The 22,140-nt window shown below is 70.6% G+C and carries 17 protein-coding genes; 6 read left to right on the top strand and 11 right to left on the bottom strand.

The annotated features are described in order from the left end of the window. Positions 1-89 precede the first annotated feature (89 nt). From ACFVW8_RS30925 to ACFVW8_RS30910, 4 genes are all read right to left on the bottom strand, one after another. Positions 90-836 (bottom strand): ABC transporter permease, encoded by a 747-nt coding sequence (locus ACFVW8_RS30925; RefSeq protein WP_389695800.1) that lies wholly within the window; start codon positions 834-836, stop codon positions 90-92. 34 nt (positions 837-870) lie between these two features. Further along, positions 871-1,653 (bottom strand): ABC transporter permease, encoded by a 783-nt coding sequence (locus ACFVW8_RS30920; RefSeq protein WP_389695808.1) that lies wholly within the window; start codon positions 1,651-1,653, stop codon positions 871-873. Positions 1,654-1,840: 187 nt separating this feature from the next. Next, positions 1,841-2,815, bottom strand: coding sequence for an ABC transporter ATP-binding protein (locus ACFVW8_RS30915; protein ID WP_389695806.1), 975 nt, complete (start codon positions 2,813-2,815; stop codon positions 1,841-1,843). 154 nt (positions 2,816-2,969) lie between these two features. Beyond that, on the bottom strand, positions 2,970-4,289 hold the full coding sequence (locus tag ACFVW8_RS30910; protein ID WP_389695798.1) for an NYN domain-containing protein: 1,320 nt from the start codon (positions 4,287-4,289) through the stop codon (positions 2,970-2,972). Positions 4,290-4,551: 262 nt separating this feature from the next. On the opposite strand from ACFVW8_RS30910, the gene ACFVW8_RS30905 reads away from it, so the two are divergent. After that, positions 4,552-4,731 carry a hypothetical protein gene (locus ACFVW8_RS30905; protein WP_389695796.1) on the top strand — a complete coding sequence of 60 codons (180 nt, stop codon included), beginning with the start codon at positions 4,552-4,554 and terminating at the stop codon, positions 4,729-4,731. A gap of 96 nt (positions 4,732-4,827) precedes the next feature. Here the strand turns inward: ACFVW8_RS30905 and dnaE are convergent, their stop codons facing one another. Further along, entirely contained in the window at positions 4,828-8,364 is a 3,537-nt protein-coding gene (dnaE, locus tag ACFVW8_RS30900) for a DNA polymerase III subunit alpha (protein WP_389695794.1), read from the bottom strand. A 181-nt stretch (positions 8,365-8,545) separates the two neighbouring features. Here dnaE and ACFVW8_RS30895 point away from each other — a divergent pair, with 181 nt between their 5' ends. From ACFVW8_RS30895 to ACFVW8_RS30885, 3 genes are read left to right on the top strand one after another with little or no spacing between them, the layout of a single operon-like run. After that, a complete protein-coding gene (locus tag ACFVW8_RS30895) occupies positions 8,546-9,871 on the top strand; it encodes a DUF2252 domain-containing protein (protein WP_389695792.1) in 1,326 nt (441 codons plus the stop codon). Positions 9,872-9,930: 59 nt separating this feature from the next. Continuing rightward, the gene (locus ACFVW8_RS30890) at positions 9,931-10,653 is read left to right on the top strand and encodes a hypothetical protein (RefSeq protein WP_389695790.1); all 723 of its coding nucleotides are present in this window, start codon (positions 9,931-9,933) and stop codon (positions 10,651-10,653) included. A gap of 52 nt (positions 10,654-10,705) precedes the next feature. Then, entirely contained in the window at positions 10,706-11,521 is an 816-nt protein-coding gene (locus ACFVW8_RS30885; protein WP_389695788.1) for a DsbA family protein, read from the top strand. Between the two features lie 95 nt (positions 11,522-11,616). Here ACFVW8_RS30885 and ACFVW8_RS30880 read toward each other — a convergent pair whose 3' ends face one another. After that, a complete protein-coding gene (locus ACFVW8_RS30880) occupies positions 11,617-12,195 on the bottom strand; it encodes a dienelactone hydrolase family protein (RefSeq protein ID WP_389695786.1) in 579 nt (192 codons plus the stop codon). Positions 12,196-12,232: 37 nt separating this feature from the next. Here ACFVW8_RS30880 and ACFVW8_RS30875 point away from each other — a divergent pair, with 37 nt between their 5' ends. Continuing rightward, positions 12,233-13,354, top strand: a complete 1,122-nt coding sequence (locus ACFVW8_RS30875) for a mechanosensitive ion channel family protein (RefSeq protein ID WP_389695804.1) — start codon at positions 12,233-12,235, stop codon at positions 13,352-13,354. A 34-nt stretch (positions 13,355-13,388) separates the two neighbouring features. Here ACFVW8_RS30875 and ACFVW8_RS30870 read toward each other — a convergent pair whose 3' ends face one another. The 5 genes from ACFVW8_RS30870 to ACFVW8_RS30850 form a co-directional block, all read right to left on the bottom strand. Next, on the bottom strand, positions 13,389-14,975 hold the full coding sequence (locus tag ACFVW8_RS30870) for a Na+/H+ antiporter (RefSeq protein WP_389695802.1): 1,587 nt from the start codon (positions 14,973-14,975) through the stop codon (positions 13,389-13,391). Positions 14,976-15,254: 279 nt separating this feature from the next. Continuing rightward, the gene (locus ACFVW8_RS30865; protein ID WP_389695784.1) at positions 15,255-15,737 is read right to left on the bottom strand and encodes a GNAT family N-acetyltransferase; all 483 of its coding nucleotides are present in this window, start codon (positions 15,735-15,737) and stop codon (positions 15,255-15,257) included. Beyond that, positions 15,734-16,675 (bottom strand): RluA family pseudouridine synthase, encoded by a 942-nt coding sequence (locus tag ACFVW8_RS30860; RefSeq protein ID WP_389695782.1) that lies wholly within the window; start codon positions 16,673-16,675, stop codon positions 15,734-15,736. The genes ACFVW8_RS30865 and ACFVW8_RS30860 overlap by 4 nt, the downstream gene beginning before the upstream one ends. Positions 16,676-16,698: 23 nt before the next feature. Then, positions 16,699-17,355, bottom strand: coding sequence for a signal peptidase II (gene lspA, locus ACFVW8_RS30855; protein ID WP_389695780.1), 657 nt, complete (start codon positions 17,353-17,355; stop codon positions 16,699-16,701). A 57-nt stretch (positions 17,356-17,412) separates the two neighbouring features. Further along, on the bottom strand, positions 17,413-18,252 hold the full coding sequence (locus ACFVW8_RS30850; protein WP_389695778.1) for a TraR/DksA family transcriptional regulator: 840 nt from the start codon (positions 18,250-18,252) through the stop codon (positions 17,413-17,415). A gap of 572 nt (positions 18,253-18,824) precedes the next feature. On the opposite strand from ACFVW8_RS30850, the gene ileS reads away from it, so the two are divergent. Then, a complete protein-coding gene (gene ileS / locus ACFVW8_RS30845; protein WP_389695776.1) occupies positions 18,825-21,971 on the top strand; it encodes an isoleucine--tRNA ligase in 3,147 nt (1,048 codons plus the stop codon). Positions 21,972-22,140 lie beyond the last annotated feature (169 nt).

Genomic DNA, 22,140 nt, shown 5'->3' with positions numbered 1-22,140 from the left:
CCGCTTGAGGACCGGGGTCCGGGGCAGAGCCCCGGTTTCGGGAAGGGGCGGGGAGGGGGCAAGCCCCGCGCAGCGGCCCACCGGCCCCGTTACGACCCCGAAGGCGGCGCAGGCGGCTCGGGCGAGGGACCGGCGGCGGGCCCGCCCGACGGCCCGGTCCCCGGCGACGGCGCGTCCCCGTACACCGGCGCGCCCTCCGGCCCGTGGTAGACCCCCCACTCCGGTTCCGGATCCCGCGGTCCGAACATCGCCGTCAACCCCAGGTGCACGGCCATCGCCGCCAGCGACCACGCCAGCAACGCCCCCTTCGCACGCAGTTCGAGCGGCGCGTCGAAGATCACGCCCTTGCCGACCGCGCGTGCGTGGGCGACCACGTCGTCGGTCGGCCCCAGCCGCGTCCCCAGCTGCCACGCGAGCAGCGAGCCGAGCACTCCGCCCAGCGCGAGACCCACGACGACCGGGACCCCGCCCCGTCGGTGGAAGAGGAAGGCCAGCACCGCGGAGACCGCGCCGAACGCCAGCGCGAGCAGCGCGAACGTTCCGTCGGCCCCGATCGCCTCCTCGCCCTCGCTGTCGCTCAGGAAGACGGCCGTGCTGTCGGAGATCAGCGGCACCCGGGGAGCCAGCCACAGCCACAGCAGCCCGAGCCCGACCCCGGCGACCGTCACGGCCGCGCAGACGATCCCGGCCCGGCGCAGGTCCGTACGGAGATCCTTCGCCCCCGGCGCCTCCGGCAGGGGCCAGAGATGGGAGCCGGCGGGGCCGCCCCCCTTCTGCGGCTTCTGCCACGGGTCGTGGGGCGAGGGCTGGTGCGGCGGCGTCAGAGGTGCTGTCACCGTGCCATCGTGCCAGGCGTCCCTGTGCCGCGCCTCACCGGACCGCTGCCCTGCGGTACGCCCAGGTCGCCACGGCCAGCGAGAGCACGCCCACGACGGCGCAGACGGCCAGGTCGAGGGCGACGACCGCCCAGTCGGGGTGGGCGTCGAAGGAACGGGCGAGCGCCTCGACTCCGTAGGTGGAGGGCAGCAGGTCGCGCGCCCAGCCGATCGGCGCGGGCAGCCGGTCCGCCGGGAGCACACCCAGCAGCAGCGCCGCGGACATGCCCAGCTGGCCCAGCAGCGTGGCCAGCTCCTGCCGGGGCGCGAGCAGCCCGAGCGCGGCGCCGAGGCCGGCGAGCGCCGCACCGGAGAGCGGGATGACGGCGACGAGCACCCACAGGTGGGTCAGCGGCAGCCCGAAGAGCACGCTCCCCGCCACGGCCGTGACGACCGTGCCGGGCACGGTGAAGGAGGCGTACGCCCCGGCAGCTCCGAGTACCACCGCGGCGGGCGGCACCGGCAGCGTCGCGTAGTGGTCGAGCCCGCCGCCGGCCCGTAGCTGCCCGAAGTACTGGGCCAGCAGGTTGAGCGCGACGAAGGCGACGATCAGGACGGTGGACCCGGCGACGACGGCGCGCGCCTCGGAACCGCCGTCCACGACTCCGCGCATCAGGACCATGATCCCGACGGACTGGAAGGTCGCCACGAAGAGCAGCGGGATGCGGGCGACCCGGGCCCGGGAGAGCTGGGCCCGGTAGACGGCCGCGAGCGAGGGGAACAGCCGGGCCCTCGGTGCGAGCGGAGCGGCGAGCGTGCTCCGCCCTTCGGCGCTCAGGCCGTCGACGGAACCGTCCCGGCCGTGCCGGCCGGACTGCCCGGGGTGTGCTGACTGTCCGGTCTGCCCGGACACCGCCTCCGCGGGAACGATGCTCGTCACCTGGCGCTGCTCCTGTTCGGTCCCTGCCCGGCCGCACGCCCGCACCGGTCCGTCTCGGCCGCGCCAGTCGTCGCGCGCATCGCGCTCATGACTTCACCAGCCCCTTGGTCGCGCCCCCGCCGAGCGCCAGATAGACATCCTCCAGGCTCGGCGTCGCCAGGGTGAAGTCGTCGAGCGCCGCGAAGGCCGCGCCACCGGTCACCGCGGCGACCGCCGCACGCGCCTCGTCCGGCCCGAGCCGCAGCACCCAGCGACGCCCGGACTCCTGCGCGGCCGCCCGCAGCGCCGCGACCTCGGGCACGTCCAGCGGTGCCCGCTCGCGCCAGACGAGCTCCACCCTGACCTCGCCCGCGACCTGGTCCTTGAGCCCGGCCGGGGTGTCGCACGCGATGACCTTGCCGCGGTCGATGACGGCGACCCGGTCGAGGACGGTCTCGGCCTCGATGACGTTGTGAGTGACCAGCAGCACCGTCGCCCCGCGCTCGGCCCGCCGCTGGTCGACGGCGGCCCAGACCGCGCGCCTGGCGACGGGGTCCATGCCGGTCGTCGGCTCGTCGAGGATGAGCACCGGGCGCTCCCCGACCAGCGCGGCCGCGACACAGGCGAGCCGCCGCTGCCCGCCGGAGAGCTTCTTCAGGGGCCGGCCGGCGAGCTCGCCGAGGCCGAGTTCGCCGAGCACGGCGTCACGCTCGGCGCGGGCCTCGCGAACCGTCAGTCCGCGCAGCCGTCCGGTGGTCTCGGCGGCGAGCCCCACCGTCAGTTCGTCGAGTGCGGTCGATTCCTGGCCGAGGTAGCCGAGCAGCCGGGAGGCCCGATCGGGGTGACGCACCAGGTCGTGGCCGAGCATGTCGACGCTGCCGGAGTCGGGCCGCATCAGCCCGGTGAGCTGCCGTACGAGGGTGGATTTGCCGGCGCCGTTGGGTCCGAGCAGCCCGAAGATCTCGCCGCGCCGGATGTCCAGGCTGATGCCGTCGGTGGCGCGCACCTCGGGGGTGGCGGGCGTGCCGCGCCGGCCCCGGGCCGCGGGGTAGGTCTTGACCAGGTCACGCACCGAGCACACGGTGCCGTCCGCCGTCTGCGCCTGTGCTGTGCCCGTACTCACGAGGTACGAGAGTACGGGGTCCGCGCGCCCCCATTACGCCCGGGGCCGCACCGATCGGACATCAACGCAGCAAACGCCGCCCGGGTTGAGCGCCCCGGCACCCCGAGCGGACTCAGTCCGCGGCCGGACCCGGTTTCTCCGTCTGCCCCACCGGCGGAGCGTGCTTCTCGGCCGTCGGCGGGGTGTGCTCGGCGGCGGCCCGCACATCGATCTCGCGCCAGAACCCCGCCCGGATCGCATATCGGTCGTGCTCGTCGATCTGGTCGTCCTTGTGGGCGAGCAGTCCGAACCGGGCGGCGTACCGGAGCAGCTCACCGTCGATGCGGTGCGGGATACGGGGGTACATGGTGGACAGTTTCTGCAGGTGGACCGTCTCCGGCAGGCGTTCCATCCAGCGCCGCGCGAAGACCTGCCCCACCTCGAAAGGGTCACCGCCGACGGTGGTGATGTCCTCCTCGCGGTCCGCCCAGCGCTGCTCGGCACTGGTGAGCTGGGCCAGGGTCGGCAGGGACGCGGTCTCCGGGGGCTCACCGAGGGGGCCGCCGCGCTCCACCCAGCCACGGTCCGACGACCAGCGCAGGGTGGCGTTGGCGGGCGCCGGCTGGGTGGGGTGCTGGGCGGGCTGGGTGCCCGGTCCGCGCAGGGTGCCCGCGAGGTCCTTCGGGGTGGGCACCCCCCGGCCGGTGTGGCTGTTCGGGGGGTGGGCGGCGCTCTCGTCGGGCGGTGCGGACGCCCCGTCGCGGACGGCCTCGGCCTGGGCCTGGGAGCCCCGCTCGACCGAGGCCGCGAGGGCCGCCTCCGGCAGCGGCGCGGAGAGGATCGCGGCGATCTCGGAATTCCGTGCGGCGGGCGGCGGCGCGCACGGGCCGCCGGTCTCCTTGGCCCGCACCGCGCGGGTGATCCAGGCCCGGTCCAGCACCCGCCGTTCGTCGGCCTCGGCGACGAGGTCCTCGGACTGGTTGTAGTCCCCGTCGGCGGCCTGGACCGCCCAGAGGTGGACGGCGACGCCGTGTTCCTTGGCGGACATCAGGCCGGGCAGCAGATCGCCGTCACCCGTCACCAGGACCACGTCGGAGCAGGCGCGGTTCCTCGCGAGCTCGGTGAGCTCGGCGTGCATCGCCGCGTCGACGCCCTTCTGCGCCCACCGTCCGTCACTGCGGGTGAGTGCCCCGAGGCGCACCGTCACCCGCGGCATGACGCGCAGTCTGCGGTGCTCGGGCTGTGGTACGCGATCGGGGGCGCCGTCGAACCAGTAGATCCGCAGCAGCGGCTGTTCCGTATCGGCCTCCGCCCGCTCCCTCAGCCCCTGGATCAGGGCGGCGTGGTCAACGGTGATGCGGGAACGGGCGGGCTCTCCGGCCAGCAGACTCGCGGCTGCACCCAGCAAGTAGCCGGCGTCCACCAGGACGACGCAACGGTCCACGCGTTCCACCCTCTTCCAGGAATTCGGGAACGGGTCCAACGGGTCCGTCCACCGGAAAGAAGGGGCGGGCCCGCTCACTCAGAGTTTCCTTCGAGTCTGCCCGACCACGCGTGGGTTAACGGCCGGAACTCGATCATCGGCGTGGCGGATCGGCAAAACGGCGCATCATACCCCCTCACTACGCACTGTAATGATCCAACATGCGGCGTTTATCCGATTATGTGAATCTGACAGCGGTCCTGGCCCCGAGAGTCCCCATAGGAGGAAGACCATGGCCAAGAACAAGAACCGCAAGCAGGGCAGCCAGCAGGACCGCGCTTCCGAGTCGGAGCGCGGTGCGCAGGAGGCACAGTCGACGGCCTTCGAGTCGCAGAACCAGCCCCAGGCGCAGTCCCAGGGCAGCCCGTCCGATGTTGCGCGTAAGCACCAGCGGCGCTTCGGCCACAACTGACCGGACACCTCCGGTACGGCCGCAGGCCGATGACCGAGAGGGGCGCTCCCGCTTTCGCGGGGCGCCCCTCTCGTGCGTGCGGGCCGGTCCCGGTTCTCAGCCGGCCAGGCAGGACGGGCCGAGCAGGACCTTCAGGTCACCGAAGAGCGCCGGATCGGCCTTCACCCGGTGCCGGTCGAGGCGGAGCACCGTGGTCTTGCGGGGGCCCTGGAGCCTGATCCGCACCTCCGTGTCGCCGCGGTGGCTGTTGAGCACCTCGCCGAGCCGGCTGACCATGGGCGGGGTGATCTTGACCGTGGGGATGGTCAGCACCACGGGGGCGTTGGTGCCCGCGTTCGAGATGTCGGGCACCTGCATCTCCATGGCGACGAGCCGGGGCACGTCCTCGCGCTTGTCGAGGCGTCCCTTGACGAAGACGACGGTGTCCTCGACGAGCTGGGTGGAGACCAGCTGGTAGGTGGCGGGGAAGAACATGCACTCGATGGAGCCGGCCAGGTCCTCGACGGTGGCGATGGCCCAGGCGTTGCCCTGCTTGGTCATCTTGCGCTGGAGGCCGGAGATGATGCCGCCGATGGTGACGATCGCCCCGTCGCTGTGCTCGCCTCCGGTGAGCTGGGAGATCGCGGCGTCGGACTTGTCGCTCAGCACGTGCTCGATACCGAAGAGCGGGTGGTCGGAGACGTACAGCCCGAGCATCTCCCGCTCCTGGGCCAGCAGATAGGACTTCTCCCACTCGATGTCGGAGAACTCCACGTCGAGCCCGAAGCCCGGCTCGTCGCTGTCCTCCTCACCGCCGCCGAAGAGGTCGAACTGCCCCTCGGCCTCCTTGCGCTTGACCTGCACCACGTTGTCGATCATGGGTTCGTGGTGGGCGACGAGCCCCTTGCGGGTGTGGCCCATCTCGTCGAAGGCGCCGGCCTTGATGAGCGACTCCACGGTCCGCTTGTTGCAGACGACCGCCTCGACCTTGTCGAGGAAGTCGGGGAAGCTGCTGTACTTCCCCTTCGACTTGCGGCACCGGATGATCGAGTCGACGACGTTCTGACCGACGTTACGGACGGCCGTCAGGCCGAAGAGGATGACGTCGTCACCCTGCGCGGCGAAGTTCGACTCGGACTCGTTGACGTTCGGCGGGAGCACCTTGATGCCCATGCGGCGGCACTCGTTGAGGTAGACCGCCGACTTGTCCTTGTCGTCCTTGACCGAGGTCAGCAGGGCCGCCATGTACTCGGCGGGGTAGTTCGCCTTGAGGTAGGCGGTCCAGTAGGTGACGAGACCGTACGCGGAGGAGTGCGCCTTGTTGAACGCGTATCCGGCGAAGGGCACCAGGACGTCCCACAGCGCCTTGATCGCGGCGTCGGAGAAGTTGTTCTTCTTGGCGCCCGCCTCGAAGAGGACGAAGTTCTTCGCCAGTTCGTCGGCCTTCTTCTTGCCCATCACGCGGCGCAGGATGTCGGCCTCGCCGAGCGAGTACCCGGCGACGATCTGGGCGGCCTTCTGCACCTGCTCCTGATAGACGATCAGGCCGTAGGTGAGCCCGAGGACCTCCTTGAGGGGCTCCTCCAGCTCCGGGTGGATCGGAGTGATCTCCTGCCGGGCGTTCTTGCGCTCGGCGTAGTTCGTGTGCGAGTTCATCCCCATCGGGCCCGGCCGGTACAGGGCCGAGACGGCGGAGATGTCCTCGAAGTTGTCGGGCTGCATCTGGCGCAGCAGCGAGCGCATGGGGCCGCCGTCGAACTGGAACACCCCGAGCGTGTCGCCCCGGCAGAGCAGCTCGTACGTCTTGGGGTCGTCCAGCGGCAGGGCGAGCATCTCCAGGTCGATGCCCTTGTTGGCCTTCACCATCTTGATGGCGTCGTCCATGATCGTCAGGTTGCGCAGACCCAGGAAGTCCATCTTCAGCAGGCCGAGCGACTCGCACTGCGGGTAGTCCCACTGCGTGATGGTGACGCCGTCGGTGTGCCGCGTCCAGAGCGGGGCGTGGTCGACGATGGGCTCGCTGGACATGATCACGCCTGCGGCGTGCACACCCATCTGCCGGACGAGGCCCTCGACGCCCTTCGCGGTGTCGATGACCTTCTGGACGTCCGGCTCGTTCTCGTACATCCCCCGGATCTCGCCCGCCTCGCTGTAGCGCGGGTGCTTGGGGTCGGTGATGCCGCTGAGGTCGATGCCCTTGCCGAGGACGTCGGCGGGCATCGCCTTGGTGAGGCGGTCGCCCATCGCGTACGGGTAGCCGAGGACGCGCGCGGAGTCCTTGATGGCGTTCTTGGCCTTGATCTTGCCGTAGGTGCCGATCATGGCGACCTTGTCGGCGCCGTACTTCTCGGTGACGTACCGGATCACCTCGACGCGCCTGCGCTCGTCGAAGTCGATGTCGACGTCGGGCATGGAGACGCGCTCGGGGTTGAGGAAGCGCTCGAAGATCAGCCCGTGGGTGATCGGGTCGAGGTCGGTGATGCCCATGGCGTACGCGACGATCGAACCGGCGGCGGAGCCACGGCCGGGGCCGACCGCGATGCCGTTGTTCTTGGCCCACATGATGAAGTCGGCGACGACGAGGAAGTACCCCGGGAACCCCATCTGGATGATGATGTCCATCTCGTACTCGGCCTGCTTCTGCCGGTCCTCGGGGACGCCTCCGGGGTAGCGGCGGCCCATGCCGACCCGGACCTCTTCCTGGAACCAGGTGACCTCGGTGAAGCCCTCCGGGATGTCGAACTTCGGCATCAGGTCGCGCTTCTCGAACATGCCGTCGGTGTTGATCTGCTCCGCGACCAGCAGGGTGTTGGCGCAGCCCTCCTGCCAGGCCTCCGAGGAGTCGACGGCGTACATCTCGTCCGTCGTCTTCAGGTAGTAGCCGGTGCCGTCGAAGCGGAAGCGGTCCGGGTCGGAGAGGTTCTTGCCGGTCTGGATGCAGAGCAGCGCGTCGTGCGCCGTCGCCTCGTTCGCGTAGGTGTAGTGCGAGTCGTTCGTCACGAGCGGCGGGATGCCGAGCTTCTTGCCGACCCGCAGCAGGTCGTCGCGGACCCGGCGCTCGATGTCGATGCCGTGGTCCATCAGCTCCAGGAAATAGCGGTCCTTGCCGAAGATGTCCTGGTACTCGGCCGCCGCCTTGACCGCCTCGTCGAACTGGCCGAGGCGCAGACGGGTCTGCAGCTCACCCGAGGGGCACCCGGTGGAGGCGATCAGGCCCTCGGACCACTTGGAGATCGTCTCCTTGTCCATGCGCGGCCACTTCTGCAGCCAGCCCTCGGCGTAGGCGTCCGAGGAGAGCTTGAAGAGGTTGTGCAGTCCCGTGCTGTTGGACGCCCAGATCGTCTTGTGGGTGTAACCACCGGAACCCGAGACATCGTCCCGCTTCTGGTGCGGCTGACCCCACTGGATCTTGCGCTTGTGCTTGCGGGACTCGGGAGCGACATAGGCCTCGATCCCGATGATCGGCGTCACACCCGCCTTCTGGGCCGAGTGGAAGAAGTCGTAGGCGCCGTGGAGGTTGCCGTGGTCGGTCATCGCGATGTGCGACATGCCCATCGTGTTCGCCGCCTCGAACATGTCCTTGAGCCGCGCGGCACCGTCCAGCAGCGAGTACTGGGTGTGGACGTGAAGGTGCGTGAAGGGCGGCTTGGTCACGGCGCTGTGCCTCCGGGGAAACTGGGGATGTCGGCTTGGGTGGACAGCGTGGAAGTCTACGTCTCCGAGGTGACAAGCGGCGGGCACTCCGGGATACGGTCGCGCGTTGGAAGAGCGGGGACACCGGTCTCATTTGTCATGCACGTCGTCAAGCACGCCAGGTACCAGGAGGCACCCAGAGATGTCGGAAACGCAGACCGGCGCAGCGCAGCGCGGGGAGCAGATCCTTGAGGTTTTCGACACCGCCTTCGGTGAGCTGCTGGCCGCCGATCCCGCCGCCTTCAGGGTCAAGTTCCGCAAGATGGCGGGGTCTGCCTTCGCCTTCTACCGGGGCACGGCGTGCCTGTTCTACGGCGACCTGGAGCGGGAGCGGAACGGCGGCCCGTATCTCGACGAGCGCACCGGCCGGGTGTGGATCCACGGCGATCTGCACGCGGAGAATTTCGGCACGTACATGGATGCCAACGGCCAGCTCGTCTTCAACGTCAACGACTTCGACGAGGCCTATGTGGGCCCCTTCACCTGGGACCTCAAGCGCTTCGCCGCCTCCGTCGCCCTGATCGGTTACGCGAAGGCGCTGGGCGACGAGCAGATCACCGAGCTCGTCCGGATCTACGCGGCGGCCTACCGCGAGCGCATCCACGCGCTGGCGACGGGCGCCAAGAACGACGAGGTGCCGCCCTTCACGCTGGACACCGCCGAGGGCCCGCTCCTGGGGGCGCTGCGCGACGCCCGCGCGCTGACCCGGTTCTCGCTGCTGGATTCGATGACCGAGATCCGTGACTTCGAGCGCCGCTTCGCGGACGGCGGCGGAGCGATCGACCTGGACGCGGCGACGCGCTACAAGGTGCTGGCCGCGTTCGACGGCTATCTGGAGACGCTGCCGGAGTCGAGCCTGACCCGCCCCGACTCCTACCGGGTGAAGGACGTCGTCGGCCGGCGCGGGATCGGCATCGGATCGGCAGGACTGCCCTCGTACAACATCCTTCTGGAGGGCAACAGCGACGCCCTGGAGAACGATGTGGTGATCTACCTCAAGCAGGCGCAGACCCCCGCAGTCTCCCGGCACATCACGGACGCGGCCGTACGGGACTACTTCCAGCACGAGGGTCACCGCACGGTGATCTCGCAGCGCGCCCTGCAGGCGCACGCCGACCCGTGGCTGGGCTGGACCGAGCTGGACGGCTCCGGTCAGCTGGTCGCCGAGGTGTCGCCGTACGCGGTGGATCTGGACTGGTCCGACATCGACGAGCCCGACGAGATCGCGGCGGTCGTCGCCGACCTCGGCCGGGCGACGGCGACGATGCACTCCGCGGCGGACGACGAGAGCGGCCACTCGCTGGTGCCGTTCTCCACCGAGCGGGCGATCGACGCGGCCATCGCCGCGGACGAGGAGGGCTTCGGGGAGCTGCTGGTGGACTTCGCCCACAGCTACGGTGCCCGGGCGCGAGCGGACCACCAGATCTTCGTCGACCTGTTCCGCAACGGCCGGATCCCGGGGCTGTAGGCACCGGGAGCACAGGCTTTAGGAGTCGCTTACAGGTTCACATGCGACACTCCTCGACGATGGACATATCCGGGACCCAGCTCAGAGTCGTACGCGCGGCGCTCTTCACGGCGCTCGTCGTGACGCTCTCCGCTGCGTCCCATGTGCTGCTCTCCCGGGTCCCGTTGCCGCTGAGCCTCGTCGCCCTGCTGGCCGGCGGGGTCTTCGCCGTGGCGTACGCGCTGGCCGGCCGGGAGCGCGGCTTCGGGGCGATCGCCGGGCTGCTGGTGCCGCTGGAGCTGGCCGCCGACACCGTCTTCACCACCGGACAGCATCTCTGTTACGGCGCCGCGGGCGGCCCGATCGCCGGTCCGCTGCGTTCGGTGGGCGTCGATGTGTTCTGCGGTGGGGGCGGCCTCGGCGCGGGGGCGGCCCGGTTCGGCGACATGGGTACCCCGCTGGCCTCGGTGACCGGCGGCGGGCACCGCGCCGCCGGTCTGCTGGCCTCCCCGGGCCCCATGGTGCCGTGGCTGCTGCTGGCCGCGCATGTCACGGTCGGGCTGCTCGCCGCGGCCTGGCTGCACCGGGGTGAGCTGGCGCTCGCCGGTCTGCTGGGCGCCTTCGCGCTGCTGGCGTTCCGGCCGCTGCTGGTCGCGGTCGCCGTGGCGGGCACGGCCCGTCACCGCGTACGCCGCCCGGCCCGGCCGGCCTCCCGCGGCCCCCACACACCCGCACCCGCCCGCCTCCTCGTGCACTCCGTGGGACGGAGGGGACCGCCGCGCTCGGCCTGCGCCACCGCCTGAGCGGCACACGAGTCCCCCTGACGTACGACCTCACACCCCACGGAGAACGACCATGAGCAAGCGCAACAGCCAGGCCAACAAGTCCGCCGCCCGCGAGCGGCTGCGCGCCGAGCGCGAGCGCCAGGCCAAGAAGGACAAGACCCGCCGGCAGGTCGTCGTCGGCGTCTCGATCGTCGCCGTCCTCGTGATCGCCGCAGGCGTCAGCTACGGCGTGATGCAGCTGAACAAGCCGGACCACTGGGACGAGGTGGCCGACGCGAAGAACGTCACCGCGCCGAAGAACACCTCGGGCAAGGACGGCACGACCGTCGTCGTCGGCAAGTCGACGGCCAAGAAGACCCTGGAGCTGTACGAGGACTCCCGCTGCCCGATCTGCGCCACGTTCGAGCAGACGGTCGGCGAGACGGTCCACAAGGACATCGACGCCGGCAAGTACAAGATCAAGTACGTCGGTGCCACGTTCATCGACAACAGCGACAACGGCGAGGGCTCGAAGAACGCGCTGAGCGCGCTGGGTGCCGCCCTCGATGTGAGCCCCGAGGCCTTCCTCGACTACAAGTACGCGCTCTACTCGGCGAAGTACCACCCGTCCGAGACCGAGGACAAGTTCAAGGACGACTCGTACCTGATCAAGGTCGCCGACACGGTGAAGGCCCTGAAGGGCAACGCCGCGTTCCAGAAGAACGTCAAGGACGGCAAGTTCGACACCTGGGCGATGAAGATGTCCGGGACCTTCGACAAGAGCGGCGTCGGGGGCACCCCGACGCTCAAGATGGACGGCAAGACGCTGACCGGCTCGGACAAGAAGAACGCGCCCATGACGGTGGCGGACTTCACCACCGCGGTCACCGCGGCGCTGAAGGGCTGACCTGCCCCCGGAAAACCGGCTGCGAAGGGCCCCGCGCGCTGTTCTCGCGCGGGGCCCTTGGCGTGCGTCACGGCATGCCTGTCACCACGTGCTCGTCACAGCGTGGCGAGGAAGCCGGCCGCCACCTTCCAGGCCAGCTCGGCCGACGCCCGGTCGAAGTCCGGCAGCTCCGCGTCGGTGAACACATGACCGGCGCCGGGATAGCGGTAGACCTCGACGTCGGCGCCGGTCCGCTGCATCTGGAGGTACCAGGAGCTCAGCCAGTCGTGCGTCTCGTACGGGTCCGGGTCGGCGACGTGCAGCTGTACGGGCAGCTCGTCCACCGAGGCGTTCTCGGCGATGTCCGAGGTGCCGTGGAAGAGCAGCAGCCCGCGCGCCTTCGCGTCCCCGAGCGCCAGCGTCTGGGCGACGGACGCGCCGAGGGAGAAGCCCGCGTAGACCAGACCGGAGTCGGAGTAGGGTGCCGCGGCCAGTACGGCCCGCTTCAGCAGCTCCTCCTTGCCCGTCTCCTGCTGGAAGGCCAGTCCTTCCTCGACGGTTTCGAAGGTGTGCCCCGCGAAAAGATCGGGCACGCGCACCTCGTGCCCGGCTGCACGCAGCCGGTCGGCGGCCGCGTGCACCGCGGGGCGCAGACCGTACGTCGAGTGGAAAAGCATGATGTTCATGAGGCCCATGGTGCCATTTGCCGTCGAGAGCTTGGAGAGCGACAGGATGGAGAACGTACTGCGTCCGGTGATCGTCGTCGGGGGTTCGGCGCTGATCACGCTGCTGGTCGGCTGGCTGGTCGACCTGCTGCTCAGACGGGCCGACCTGCGGCATCACGAGACCCCGTTGTGGGGGCTGCTGCGGCGCTGCCGGATACCGTTCCAGGTCATCCTGTGCACGGCGCTGCTGCGGGCCAGCTACACCCATACCCGGCTCGAACCGATCCGGGACCACCGCACGGGCATCGGGCAGGTGCTGACGCTGGTGATGATCGGCGCTTCGGCCTGGCTGGTGGTGCGGATCGCGATCGCGGTGGTGGACTCGGTGTACGCGCGCTACGCGGCGAACACCCGGGACCCGGCGCGGGTGCGCCGGGTACGGACGCAGGTGACGCTGATCCAGCGGGTGGTCACCGCGATCGTGACGACGGTCGCCGTCGCCGCGATGCTGCTGACGTTCCCGGCCATGCAGGCGGTGGGCACGTCGATGCTGGCCTCGGCCGGCGTGCTCGGCATCGTCGCCGGTGTCGCCGCCCAGTCCACGCTCGGCAACCTCTTCGCGGGCCTGCAGATCGCCTTCGGCGACATGGTGCGCATCGGTGACACCGTGGTGGTGGACGAGGAGTGGGGCACGATCGAGGAGATCACCCTGACCTTCCTCGCGGTACGGACGTGGGACGAGCGGCGGATCACGATGCCGGTCTCCTACTTCACCAGCCAGCCCTTCGAGAACTGGTCGCGCGGCGGGGCGCAGATGACCGGTTCGGTCTTCTTCCACCTGGACCACTCGGCGCCGGTCGCCGCGATGCGCGAACAGCTGCGGGACATCCTGGGCGAGTGCGCCGCGTGGGACGGCCGGAACTGGTCGCTGGCCGTCACGGACACGACGCCCTCCACGGTCGTGGTGCGCGCGGTGGTCACGGCGAAGGATGCGGACGACATCTGGACGGTGCGCTGCGCGGTCCGGGAGCAGCTGATCGGCTGGCTGCGTGATCACCACCCGTACGCGCTGCCGCGCATCGCGACGGCGCCCGCGGCGCTGCCGCCCGCCGACGACCGGCCGGTCTACTCCCACCCCCGCGGGAAGCCGGAGGGCCGGACCAGGGCGCCGCGGATGGGGCGCGGCTGACAGGCCGCGCCCCCGCAGAACCCCCTGGAGCGGGTCAGCGCAGACTGCGTACGTCCAGCTGCCGCAGCACCCGGTCCACGATCTCGGGGTCGGCGCCGGCCTCGCTGCGGGCGGCGAGCACCGCGTGGCGGGCGGCCGACATCATCTCGCGCTGGATGCGGCTGACCGCCTTGAACCGCTCGGTGCGCTTGGCGTACGCCTCGCGCCGCTCGTCGTCGACCATGTCGGGGCTGATCCGCGCCCCCACGTCGTAGGCCAGCCGCTGGAGGCGCTCCACGACGTCCTCGGGGAACTCCTCGACCTCCTGGATCTCCTTGAGCCGCTCCTTGGCGGCCCTGGCGGCCCGGATCGCGAGGTCCTTCTCCAGTGCCTCCTCGGCGTCGGTGTCCGCCCTGACCCGCAGCTTGCGCACCAGCCACGGCAGGGTCAGGCCCTGGAAGACCAGGGTGACCATGATCACGGCGAAGGCGATGAAAACGATCTCGTCGCGGGCCGGGAACGGCTTTCCGTCGTCCGTCTTCAGGGGGATCGCGAGGGCCAGTGCGACCGACGCCACCCCCCGCATCCCGGCCCACCACATGACGACGGTCTCCCGCCAGCCGGTGGGGATCTCCTCGCTGACGTCGCGGCGGGTGTGCAGCCGCTTGGCCAGCCAGGTCGCCGGCAGCAGGTAGAGCAGCCGGACACCGACGACGACCGCGACGACGGCCAGCGCCCAGCCGGCCATCTGCAGTTCGCGCCCGTCGGCCGTGCCGAAGACGTTGTGCAGTTCGAGGCCGATCAGTCCGAAGGCGACGCCGGTGACGAGGGTGTCGACGATCTCCCAGAAGGTGCGGCCGGTGAGCCGGCCGAGCACGTCGTCGGCGTCGGCGGTGTGCTCGGCGAGGAAGAGGGCGGTGGTGAGAACGGCGAGGACGCCCGAGCCCATCAGCTCCTCGGCGAGCACATAGCTGACGAACGGCACCAGCAGGGTGAGTCCGACCTGGAGGGTGGCATCGCCGAGCAGGCCCATGAGTTTGATGGTGAGCCAGCCGAGCGCGACGCCCACCGCCACCGCGACGACGGCGGACAGGATCAGCAGTCCGAATGCCTCCGGGAGCGAGAAGGTGCCGCTCACCGCGGCCGCGATCGCCACGTGGTAGAGCACGATCGCGGTCACGTCGTTGAACAGCCCCTCGCCCTCCAGGATGGAGACGAGCCTGCGGGGCAGCCCGACCGAACCCGCGACGGCGGTCGCCGCGACCGGGTCCGGCGGTGCGACGAGCGCGCCGAGTGCGACGGCGGCGGCGATGGGCAGCCCGGGGACGATCGCGTTGGCGACCGCGGCCACGGCGGCCGTCGTCAGAAAGACCAGCGCCACGGCCAGCAGAAAGATCGGTCGTTTATTGGCGGCGAACTGCCGCCAGGAGGTGCGCTGCACGGAGGCGTAGAGCAGCGGCGGAAGCAGCGCGGGAAGAATGATCTCCGGCGGGATGTCCACATTCGGCACGAAGCTGAGGAAGGCCATCCCGACGCCCACGAGCGTCATCAGCACCGGCGCGGGCAGCCCCAGCTTGTCCCCCAGTGGCACAGTGACCACCGCTCCGAGCAACAGCAGGAGCAACAGGGCCATTTGGTCCACGAGGTGCCTTCCGAGCGCGGCGAACCGGCCTCGGTGATCGGCCGATACGGGGTTCCAGCCTGCCATGCAAGGCACGCAATCCCGACAACACCCCCTCCAGGCACCTCTCCTGGCCGATCATTCCTCCGACGGGTCCGCGCGACGTGCCGTCGAACGGGGCGTGGGCGAAGTGGGGCCTACCGGACTGACCGGGAGGCAGACCCGTCGCAGACAGCCCTTGGGGCGTGTTGTGAGAGCCCCGACTGCCCCACGGGCGGACGGCGCTACTTTCGGAACGCCCTAGCCGTTGAGGGCGCGGCGCATCGCCCGGTGCGGGATGCCCGCGTCGGGGAACTCGGGCCCGTAGACCTCGTAGCCGAGCCGTTCGTAGAAGCCGAGCGCGTGCGTCTGGGCGTGCAGGTCGACGGCGGCCAGGCCGAGGTCGCGGCCCGCGTCCTCGATGGCCCGCACCAGCGCCGCGCCGACTCCGAGGCCGCGCGCCTGCCGGGTCACCGCGAGCCGGCCGAGCGAGCCGACCGTGAGGTCGCCGCCGGTCTTCGCCTCCGTGCCGGGACCGTGCAGCAGCCGTCCGGTGCCGAGCGCGGTGCCGTCCGCCGCGACGGCGATGACATGCACCGCGGCGTCGTCGTAGGCGTCGTACTCGATCTCCTCCGGCACGTTCTGCTCGCCGACGAAGACGTCCTTGCGGACCTGGAAGCAGGCGGCCCGGTCCTGCTCACCGGTGACGGTGCGGGTGGTGTACGAGAGGGGTGCGCCGGTCATTCGCTCTCCGCCGCGATCCGGTCGAGGGCCTGCTGGAGGTCGTCCGGGTAGGTGCTGGAGAACTCCACCCACCGCCCGTCGGAGGGGTGCTCGAAGCCGAGCCGTACGGCATGCAGCCACTGCCGGGTCAGGCCCAGCCGCTTGGCCATCGTCGGGTCGGCGCCATAGGTCAGGTCGCCGACACAGGGGTGGCGGTGGGCGGACATGTGCACGCGGATCTGATGCGTGCGGCCGGTCTCCAGCTTGATGTCCAGGAGGCTGGCGGCGCGGTACGCCTCGATCAGGTCGTAGTGCGTCACCGACGGCTTGCCCTCGGCGACGACCGCCCACTTGTAGTCGTGGGTGGGGTGGCGGCCGATGGGGGCGTCGATGGTGCCGCTCATCGGGTCAGGGTGGCCCTGGACCAGCGCGTGGTACTTCTTGTCGACGATCCGGTCCCGGAACTGGGCCTTCAGCAGGGTGTAGGCCCGCTCGGACTTGGCGACGACCATCAGCCCCGAGGTGCCGACGTCGAGCCGGTGCACGATGCCCTGGCGCTCGGCGGCGCCCGAGGTGGAGATCCGGTACCCGGCGGCGGCGAGGCCGCCGATGACGGTGGTGCCGGTCCAGCCGGGGCTCGGGTGCGCGGCGACACCGACCGGCTTCATGATCACGACGATGTCGTCGTCGTCGTGGACGATCTCCATGCCCTCGACGGGCTCGGCGACGATCTGGACCGGTGCGGGTGCCTGCGGCATCTCGACTTCCAGCCAGGCGCCGCCCCGCACCCGCTCGGACTTCCCGACCACCGAACCGTCCACCTGTACCTTCCCGGCGGCGGCCAGCTCTGCGGCCTTGGTACGGGAGAAACCGAACATGCGGGAAATGGCGGCGTCCACACGCTCGCCTTCCAGGCCATCGGGTACGGGCAGGGTTCGGATCTCGGGATGCGTACTCACCTGTCGAGTATGCCTTGCGCGTCCTAGTCCTTGTGCACGGTGCCGTCGGGGTCCAGGCCCTTGAAGGAAAGGATCACGATCAGGATGCCGCCGCAGACGATCGCGGAGTCGGCCAGGTTGAAGACGGCGAAGTGGGCGGGGGCGATGAAGTCGACCACCGCACCCTCGAAGACACCCGGCGCGCGGAAGATGCGGTCGGTGAGGTTGCCCAGCGCACCGCCGAGCAGCAGACCCAGCGCGATGGCCCACGGCAGGCTGTAGAGCTTGCGGGCCAGCCGTGCGATCACCACGATGACGGTCGCCGCGATGATCGTGAAGATGATCGTGAAGGCCTCGCCCAGGCCGAACGCCGCTCCCGCGTTACGGATCGCGTCGAGCCTGAGCCAGCTGCCGAAGATCTCGATCGGCTCCTGGTGCTCCAGCTTCGCCACCACGAGCATCTTGCTGCTCAGGTCGAGCAGGTAGGCAAGGACGGCGACGCAGAAGAGCAGGATGATCCGGCGCCGGCGCCTGGCCGGCGACCGGTCGACCGCCGCTTCCCCGTCCTCGGCGGCAGCGGTGTCCGCCGCCTGCCCGTCCGGGGAACCGGCCCCGTCGCCGCTCCGCTCCGGCTCGGCTCCGTCGTGTCCCTCAGCCTCAGGGATGTCCGGCGTACCGATGATGCGCTCCGCCTCTGCCACGTGAGTCCCTCAACCTAGTTCCCGACTGAGGACGAGGGTACGACACACCGGTGGGGATCAGCCGCGTCGCTCCTGCTTCTGTTTGTCCTCGACACAGAGGGTGGCCCGGGGGAACGCCTGCATCCGCGCCTTGCCGATCGGATTTCCGCAGATCTCGCAGAGGCCGTACGTCCCGGCGTCGAGGCGGGCCAGCGCCCGCTCGGTCTGCTCCAGCGTCTCCTGGGCGTGCGCGGCGAGCGACATCTCGTGTTCGCGGGTGATGTTCTTGGTACCGGTGTCCGCCTCGTCGTCACCCGCCCCGTCGCCCGAGTCGCGCATCAGGCCGGCCAGCGCCGCGCCCGACGTCTCCAGCTCGGTGCGCAGCCGGGTGATCTCGCCGGTCAGCTCGGCCCGCGCGGCCGCGACCTCCTCCGGCGTCCAGGGGTCCTCACCCGGCCGTACGGCCCCCGCCCCCGGTGTGGTCGCGGCGGCGCGGGCCGGGGGCACGGGTGCCGTGCCCCGGCCGGCGGGCCGGGTCCTGGCCGCGCTCTTCTTGGCTACCACCGTGTGGGCTCCCGTCTGCTCGGCGGCCGCGGCCGCCCCCGTGGCCGCCGCGGCGGCCTTCTTCGAAGCCTTCTTGGCCGTGGACTTCCCGGCCGCGCTCTTCGTCGCCTTCGCCGGAGCCGTGCCGGCCGGCGCCCCGTGCTCATCGGTCCCGGCGGCAGGTGCCGGCTCCTGACCGGCCGGTTTCCCGGCCGCGGTCTTCTTCGCGGCGGTCTTCTTCGCCGCCGCCTTCTTGGTCGCCGCTTTCCTGGGCGCCGCCTTCTCGGCGGCCTTCTTCGTCGCCTTCTCCTCGGCCGCCGAGCCCGTGGATCCCGCTGACGCCGTCTTCTTTACGGCGGTCTTCTTCGCCACCATGGCCGCGGCCCCTTCACACATTGTGATCTTGCTCGCGAGTCGTGCTGGGACGATAAGTCGACCCCAGTCCCGCGGCAACGGGGCACGCCGCCGAATCGCCCCTCCCCGTGTCCGGATCACAGCGCGCCTGAATCCGTTGTGCCCAGCTCCCCGCCGGGTAATCCGTCTTCCGCTCACCCGCCCGGCCGTGCCGGGACTCCGTGCGCCGCGTCTGGCCATTCGGGTCACGCCGGGGCCGTCGGTCATACGGTCGGCCGACGCGCCCCCGGGCCCGTACACTGACGGCAGCGAGAGGCGTGGATGGGACGAGTAGCGTCGTACGCAGCCAGGAGCGACCCGGGGACGGTGAGAGCCCGGGGGCGAGCGCGTCGTGAAGATCACCCGGAGCCGTCGGAAGAAAGCTTTGGACCGTGGGCGGAGCCCACGGGCACAAGGCGAGTAGAGCCGGCATCGCACCCCAATGAGGGGGCCACGGGCGCACACCCGGGGCCAAGGAGGGTGGTACCGCGGGAGCCCCAGGGTTCTCGTCCCTCCGACGGAAGTGGAACACGTCCGCCGGAGGAAGCCCGCACATGACATCGCCGCTGTACCGCCAGGTACCCGCCCAGGTCGACCTTCCCGCGCTGGAGCACGCCGTGCTCGACTTCTGGCGCGAGAACAAGGTGTTCGCCAAGAGCCTCGAACAGTCCGAGGGCCGCCCCGAGTGGGTCTTCTACGAGGGCCCGCCGACCGCCAACGGCATGCCCGGCGCCCACCACATCGAGGCCCGCGTCTTCAAGGACGTCTTCCCGCGCTTCCGCACCATGCAGGGCTACCACGTCGGCCGCAAGGCCGGCTGGGACTGTCACGGTCTGCCGGTCGAGCTCGCGGTCGAGAAGGAGCTGGGCTTCAACGGCAAGAAGGACATCGAGGCGTACGGCATCGCCGAGTTCAACGCCAAGTGCCGCGAGTCCGTGACCCGGCACACCGACGCCTTCACCGACCTCACGACCCGGATGGGCTACTGGGTCGACCTCGATGACGCGTACCGCACGATGGACCCCGAGTACGTCGAGTCCGTGTGGTGGTCGCTGAAGGAGATCTTCAACAAGGACCTGCTGGTCCAGGACCACCGCGTCGCCCCCTGGTGCCCGCGCTGCGGCACCGGCCTCTCGGACCACGAGCTGGCCCAGGGGTACGAGACGGTCGTCGACCCCTCGGTCTTCGTACGTTTCCCGCTCACCTCCGGCCCGCTGGCCGGCGAGGCCGCACTCCTGGTCTGGACGACGACCCCCTGGACCCTGGTCTCCAACACGGCCGTCGCCGCGCACCCCGAGGTCGAGTACGTCGTGGCGACGAACGGCGAGGAGAAGCTCGTCGTCGCCCGGCCGCTCGTCGAGAAGGCGCTGGGTGAGGGCTGGGAGGTCACCGGGCAGTCGTTCACCGGCCGCGAGATGGAGCGCTGGACGTACGAGCGCCCGTTCGCGCTGGTCGACTTCCCGGCCGAGGCCCACTACGTCGTCAACGCCGAGTACGTGACGACCGAGGACGGGACGGGTCTGGTCCACCAGTCCCCCGCCTTCGGCGCCGACGACCTCCTGGTCTGCAAGGCGTACGGACTGCCGGTGGTGAACCCGGTCCGCCCCGACGGCACCTTCGAGGAGGACGTGCCGCTGGTCGGGGGCGTCTTCTTCAAGAAGGCCGACGAGGCGCTCACCGAGGACCTCAAGGACCGCGGTCTGCTCTTCCGGCACGTCCCGTACGAGCACAGCTACCCGCACTGCTGGCGCTGTCACACCGCGCTGCTCTACTACGCGCAGCCGTCCTGGTACATCCGCACGACGGCGATCAAGGACCGCCTCCTGGAGGAGAACCAGAAGACCAACTGGTTCCCCGACTCGGTCAAGAACGGCCGGTACGGCGACTGGCTGAACAACAACATCGACTGGGCACTGTCCCGTAACCGGTACTGGGGAACCCCGCTGCCGATCTGGCGCTGCGAGGACGACCACCTCACCTGCGTCGGCTCGCGCGCCGAGCTGAGCGAGCTCACCGGCACCGACCTCTCGGATCTCGACCCGCACCGCCCGTTCATCGACGAGATCACGTTCACCTGCTCCCACGAGAGCTGCCAGTTGGAGGCGTACCGCGTCCCCGAGGTCATCGACGCCTGGTACGACTCGGGTTCGATGCCGTTCGCGCAGTGGGGCTACCCCCACAAGAACAAGGAGATCTTCGAGAGCCGCTACCCGGCGCAGTTCATCTCCGAGGCCATCGACCAGACGCGCGGCTGGTTCTACACGCTGATGGCGATCGGCACCCTGGTCTTCGACAAGTCCAGCTACGAGAACGTCGTGTGCCTCGGCCACATCCTCGCCGAGGACGGCCGGAAGATGTCCAAGCACCTGGGCAACACCCTCGAACCGATCCCGCTCATGGACCAGCACGGCGCCGACGCCGTCCGCTGGTTCATGGCGGCGGGCGGATCCCCGTGGGCGGCCCGCCGCGTCGGCCACGGCACGATCCAGGAGGTCGTCCGCAAGACGCTCCTGACGTACTGGAACACGGTGGCCTTCCAGGCCCTGTACGCCCGTACGTCGAACTGGGCGCCGTCCGCGGCCGATCCCGCGCCGGCCGACCGCACGGTCCTGGACCGCTGGCTGCTCAGCGAGCTCAACGCCCTGGTCGACCAGGTCACCCAGGCGCTGGAGGGCTACGACACCCAGCGCGCCGGAAAGCTGCTGTCGGCGTTCGTCGACGATCTGTCCAACTGGTACGTGCGCCGCTCCCGCCGCCGCTTCTGGCAGGGCGACAAGGCGGCGCTGCGCACCCTGCACGAGGTGATCGAGACGGTCACCCGGCTGCTGGCCCCGCTGACGCCGTTCATCACCGAGCGGGTCTGGCAGGACCTGGTCGTGCCGGTCGCCCCGGACGTCCCCGAGTCGGTCCACCTCTCCGGCTGGCCGAAGGCGGACCTGACGGCGATCGACCCCGCCCTCTCGACGCAGATGGCGCTGGTGCGGCGGCTGGTCGAGCTGGGCCGGGCCACGCGGGCCGAGTCGGGCGTCAAGACCCGTCAGCCGCTGTCCCGGGCCCTGGTCGCGGCCTCGGGCTTCGAGGGCCTCTCCCCCGAGCTGCAGGCCCAGATCACCGAGGAGCTGAACGTCTCCTCGGTGGCCGCGCTGTCCGAGGTGGGCGGTTCGCTGGTCGACACGACGGCGAAGGCGAACTTCCGGGCGCTGGGCAAGCGGTTCGGCAAGGGCGTCCAGGCGGTGGCGAAGGCCGTCGCGAACGCGGACGCGGCCGCGCTGTCGCTGGCCCTGCGCGAGGGCACGGCCTCGGTCGAGGTCGACGGCGAGACGGTGTCGCTCGCCCCGGACGAGGTCATCATCACCGAGACCCCGCGCGAGGGCTGGTCGGTCGCGTCCGACTCGGGCGCGACGGTCGCCCTCGACCTGGAGATCACCCCGGAGCTGCGGCGTGCGGGCCTTGCCCGTGACGCGATCCGCCTGATCCAGGAAGCCCGCAAGAACAGCGGCCTGGACGTGGCGGACCGCATCGCCGTCCGCTGGACGTCCACGTCACCCGCGACGGCCGAGGCCCTGACCGAGCACGCGTCCCTGATCGCGGACGAGGTGCTGGCCCTGGACTACGCGCAGGGCGAGGCGGACGCGGCGTACGGCGAGCCGTTCGAGGACGAGGGCCTGTCCCTGACGTTCCGCCTCCGCAGGACGAGCTGACCCCACCCCCGAAGGGCCCGGCCGGAGGTGTTCCGGCCGGGCCCTTCGGCGTTCCCCCGCTCTTCCCTCAACCGGGGCTCCGCCCCGGACCCCGCGCCTCAAACGCCGGCGAGGCTGAGTGGCAGACCAGGACGCCGCGCGAACCCCCGCCCCCAACCACCTGCCAGGG

It is taken from the genome of Streptomyces sp. NPDC058221 (assembly GCF_042882365.1).
In the GTDB taxonomy this organism is placed as follows: Bacteria; Actinomycetota; Actinomycetes; order Streptomycetales; family Streptomycetaceae; genus Streptomyces.
The sequence above is the reverse complement of the archived record's forward strand: the minus strand, read 5'-3'. Positions and strand labels throughout refer to the sequence as shown.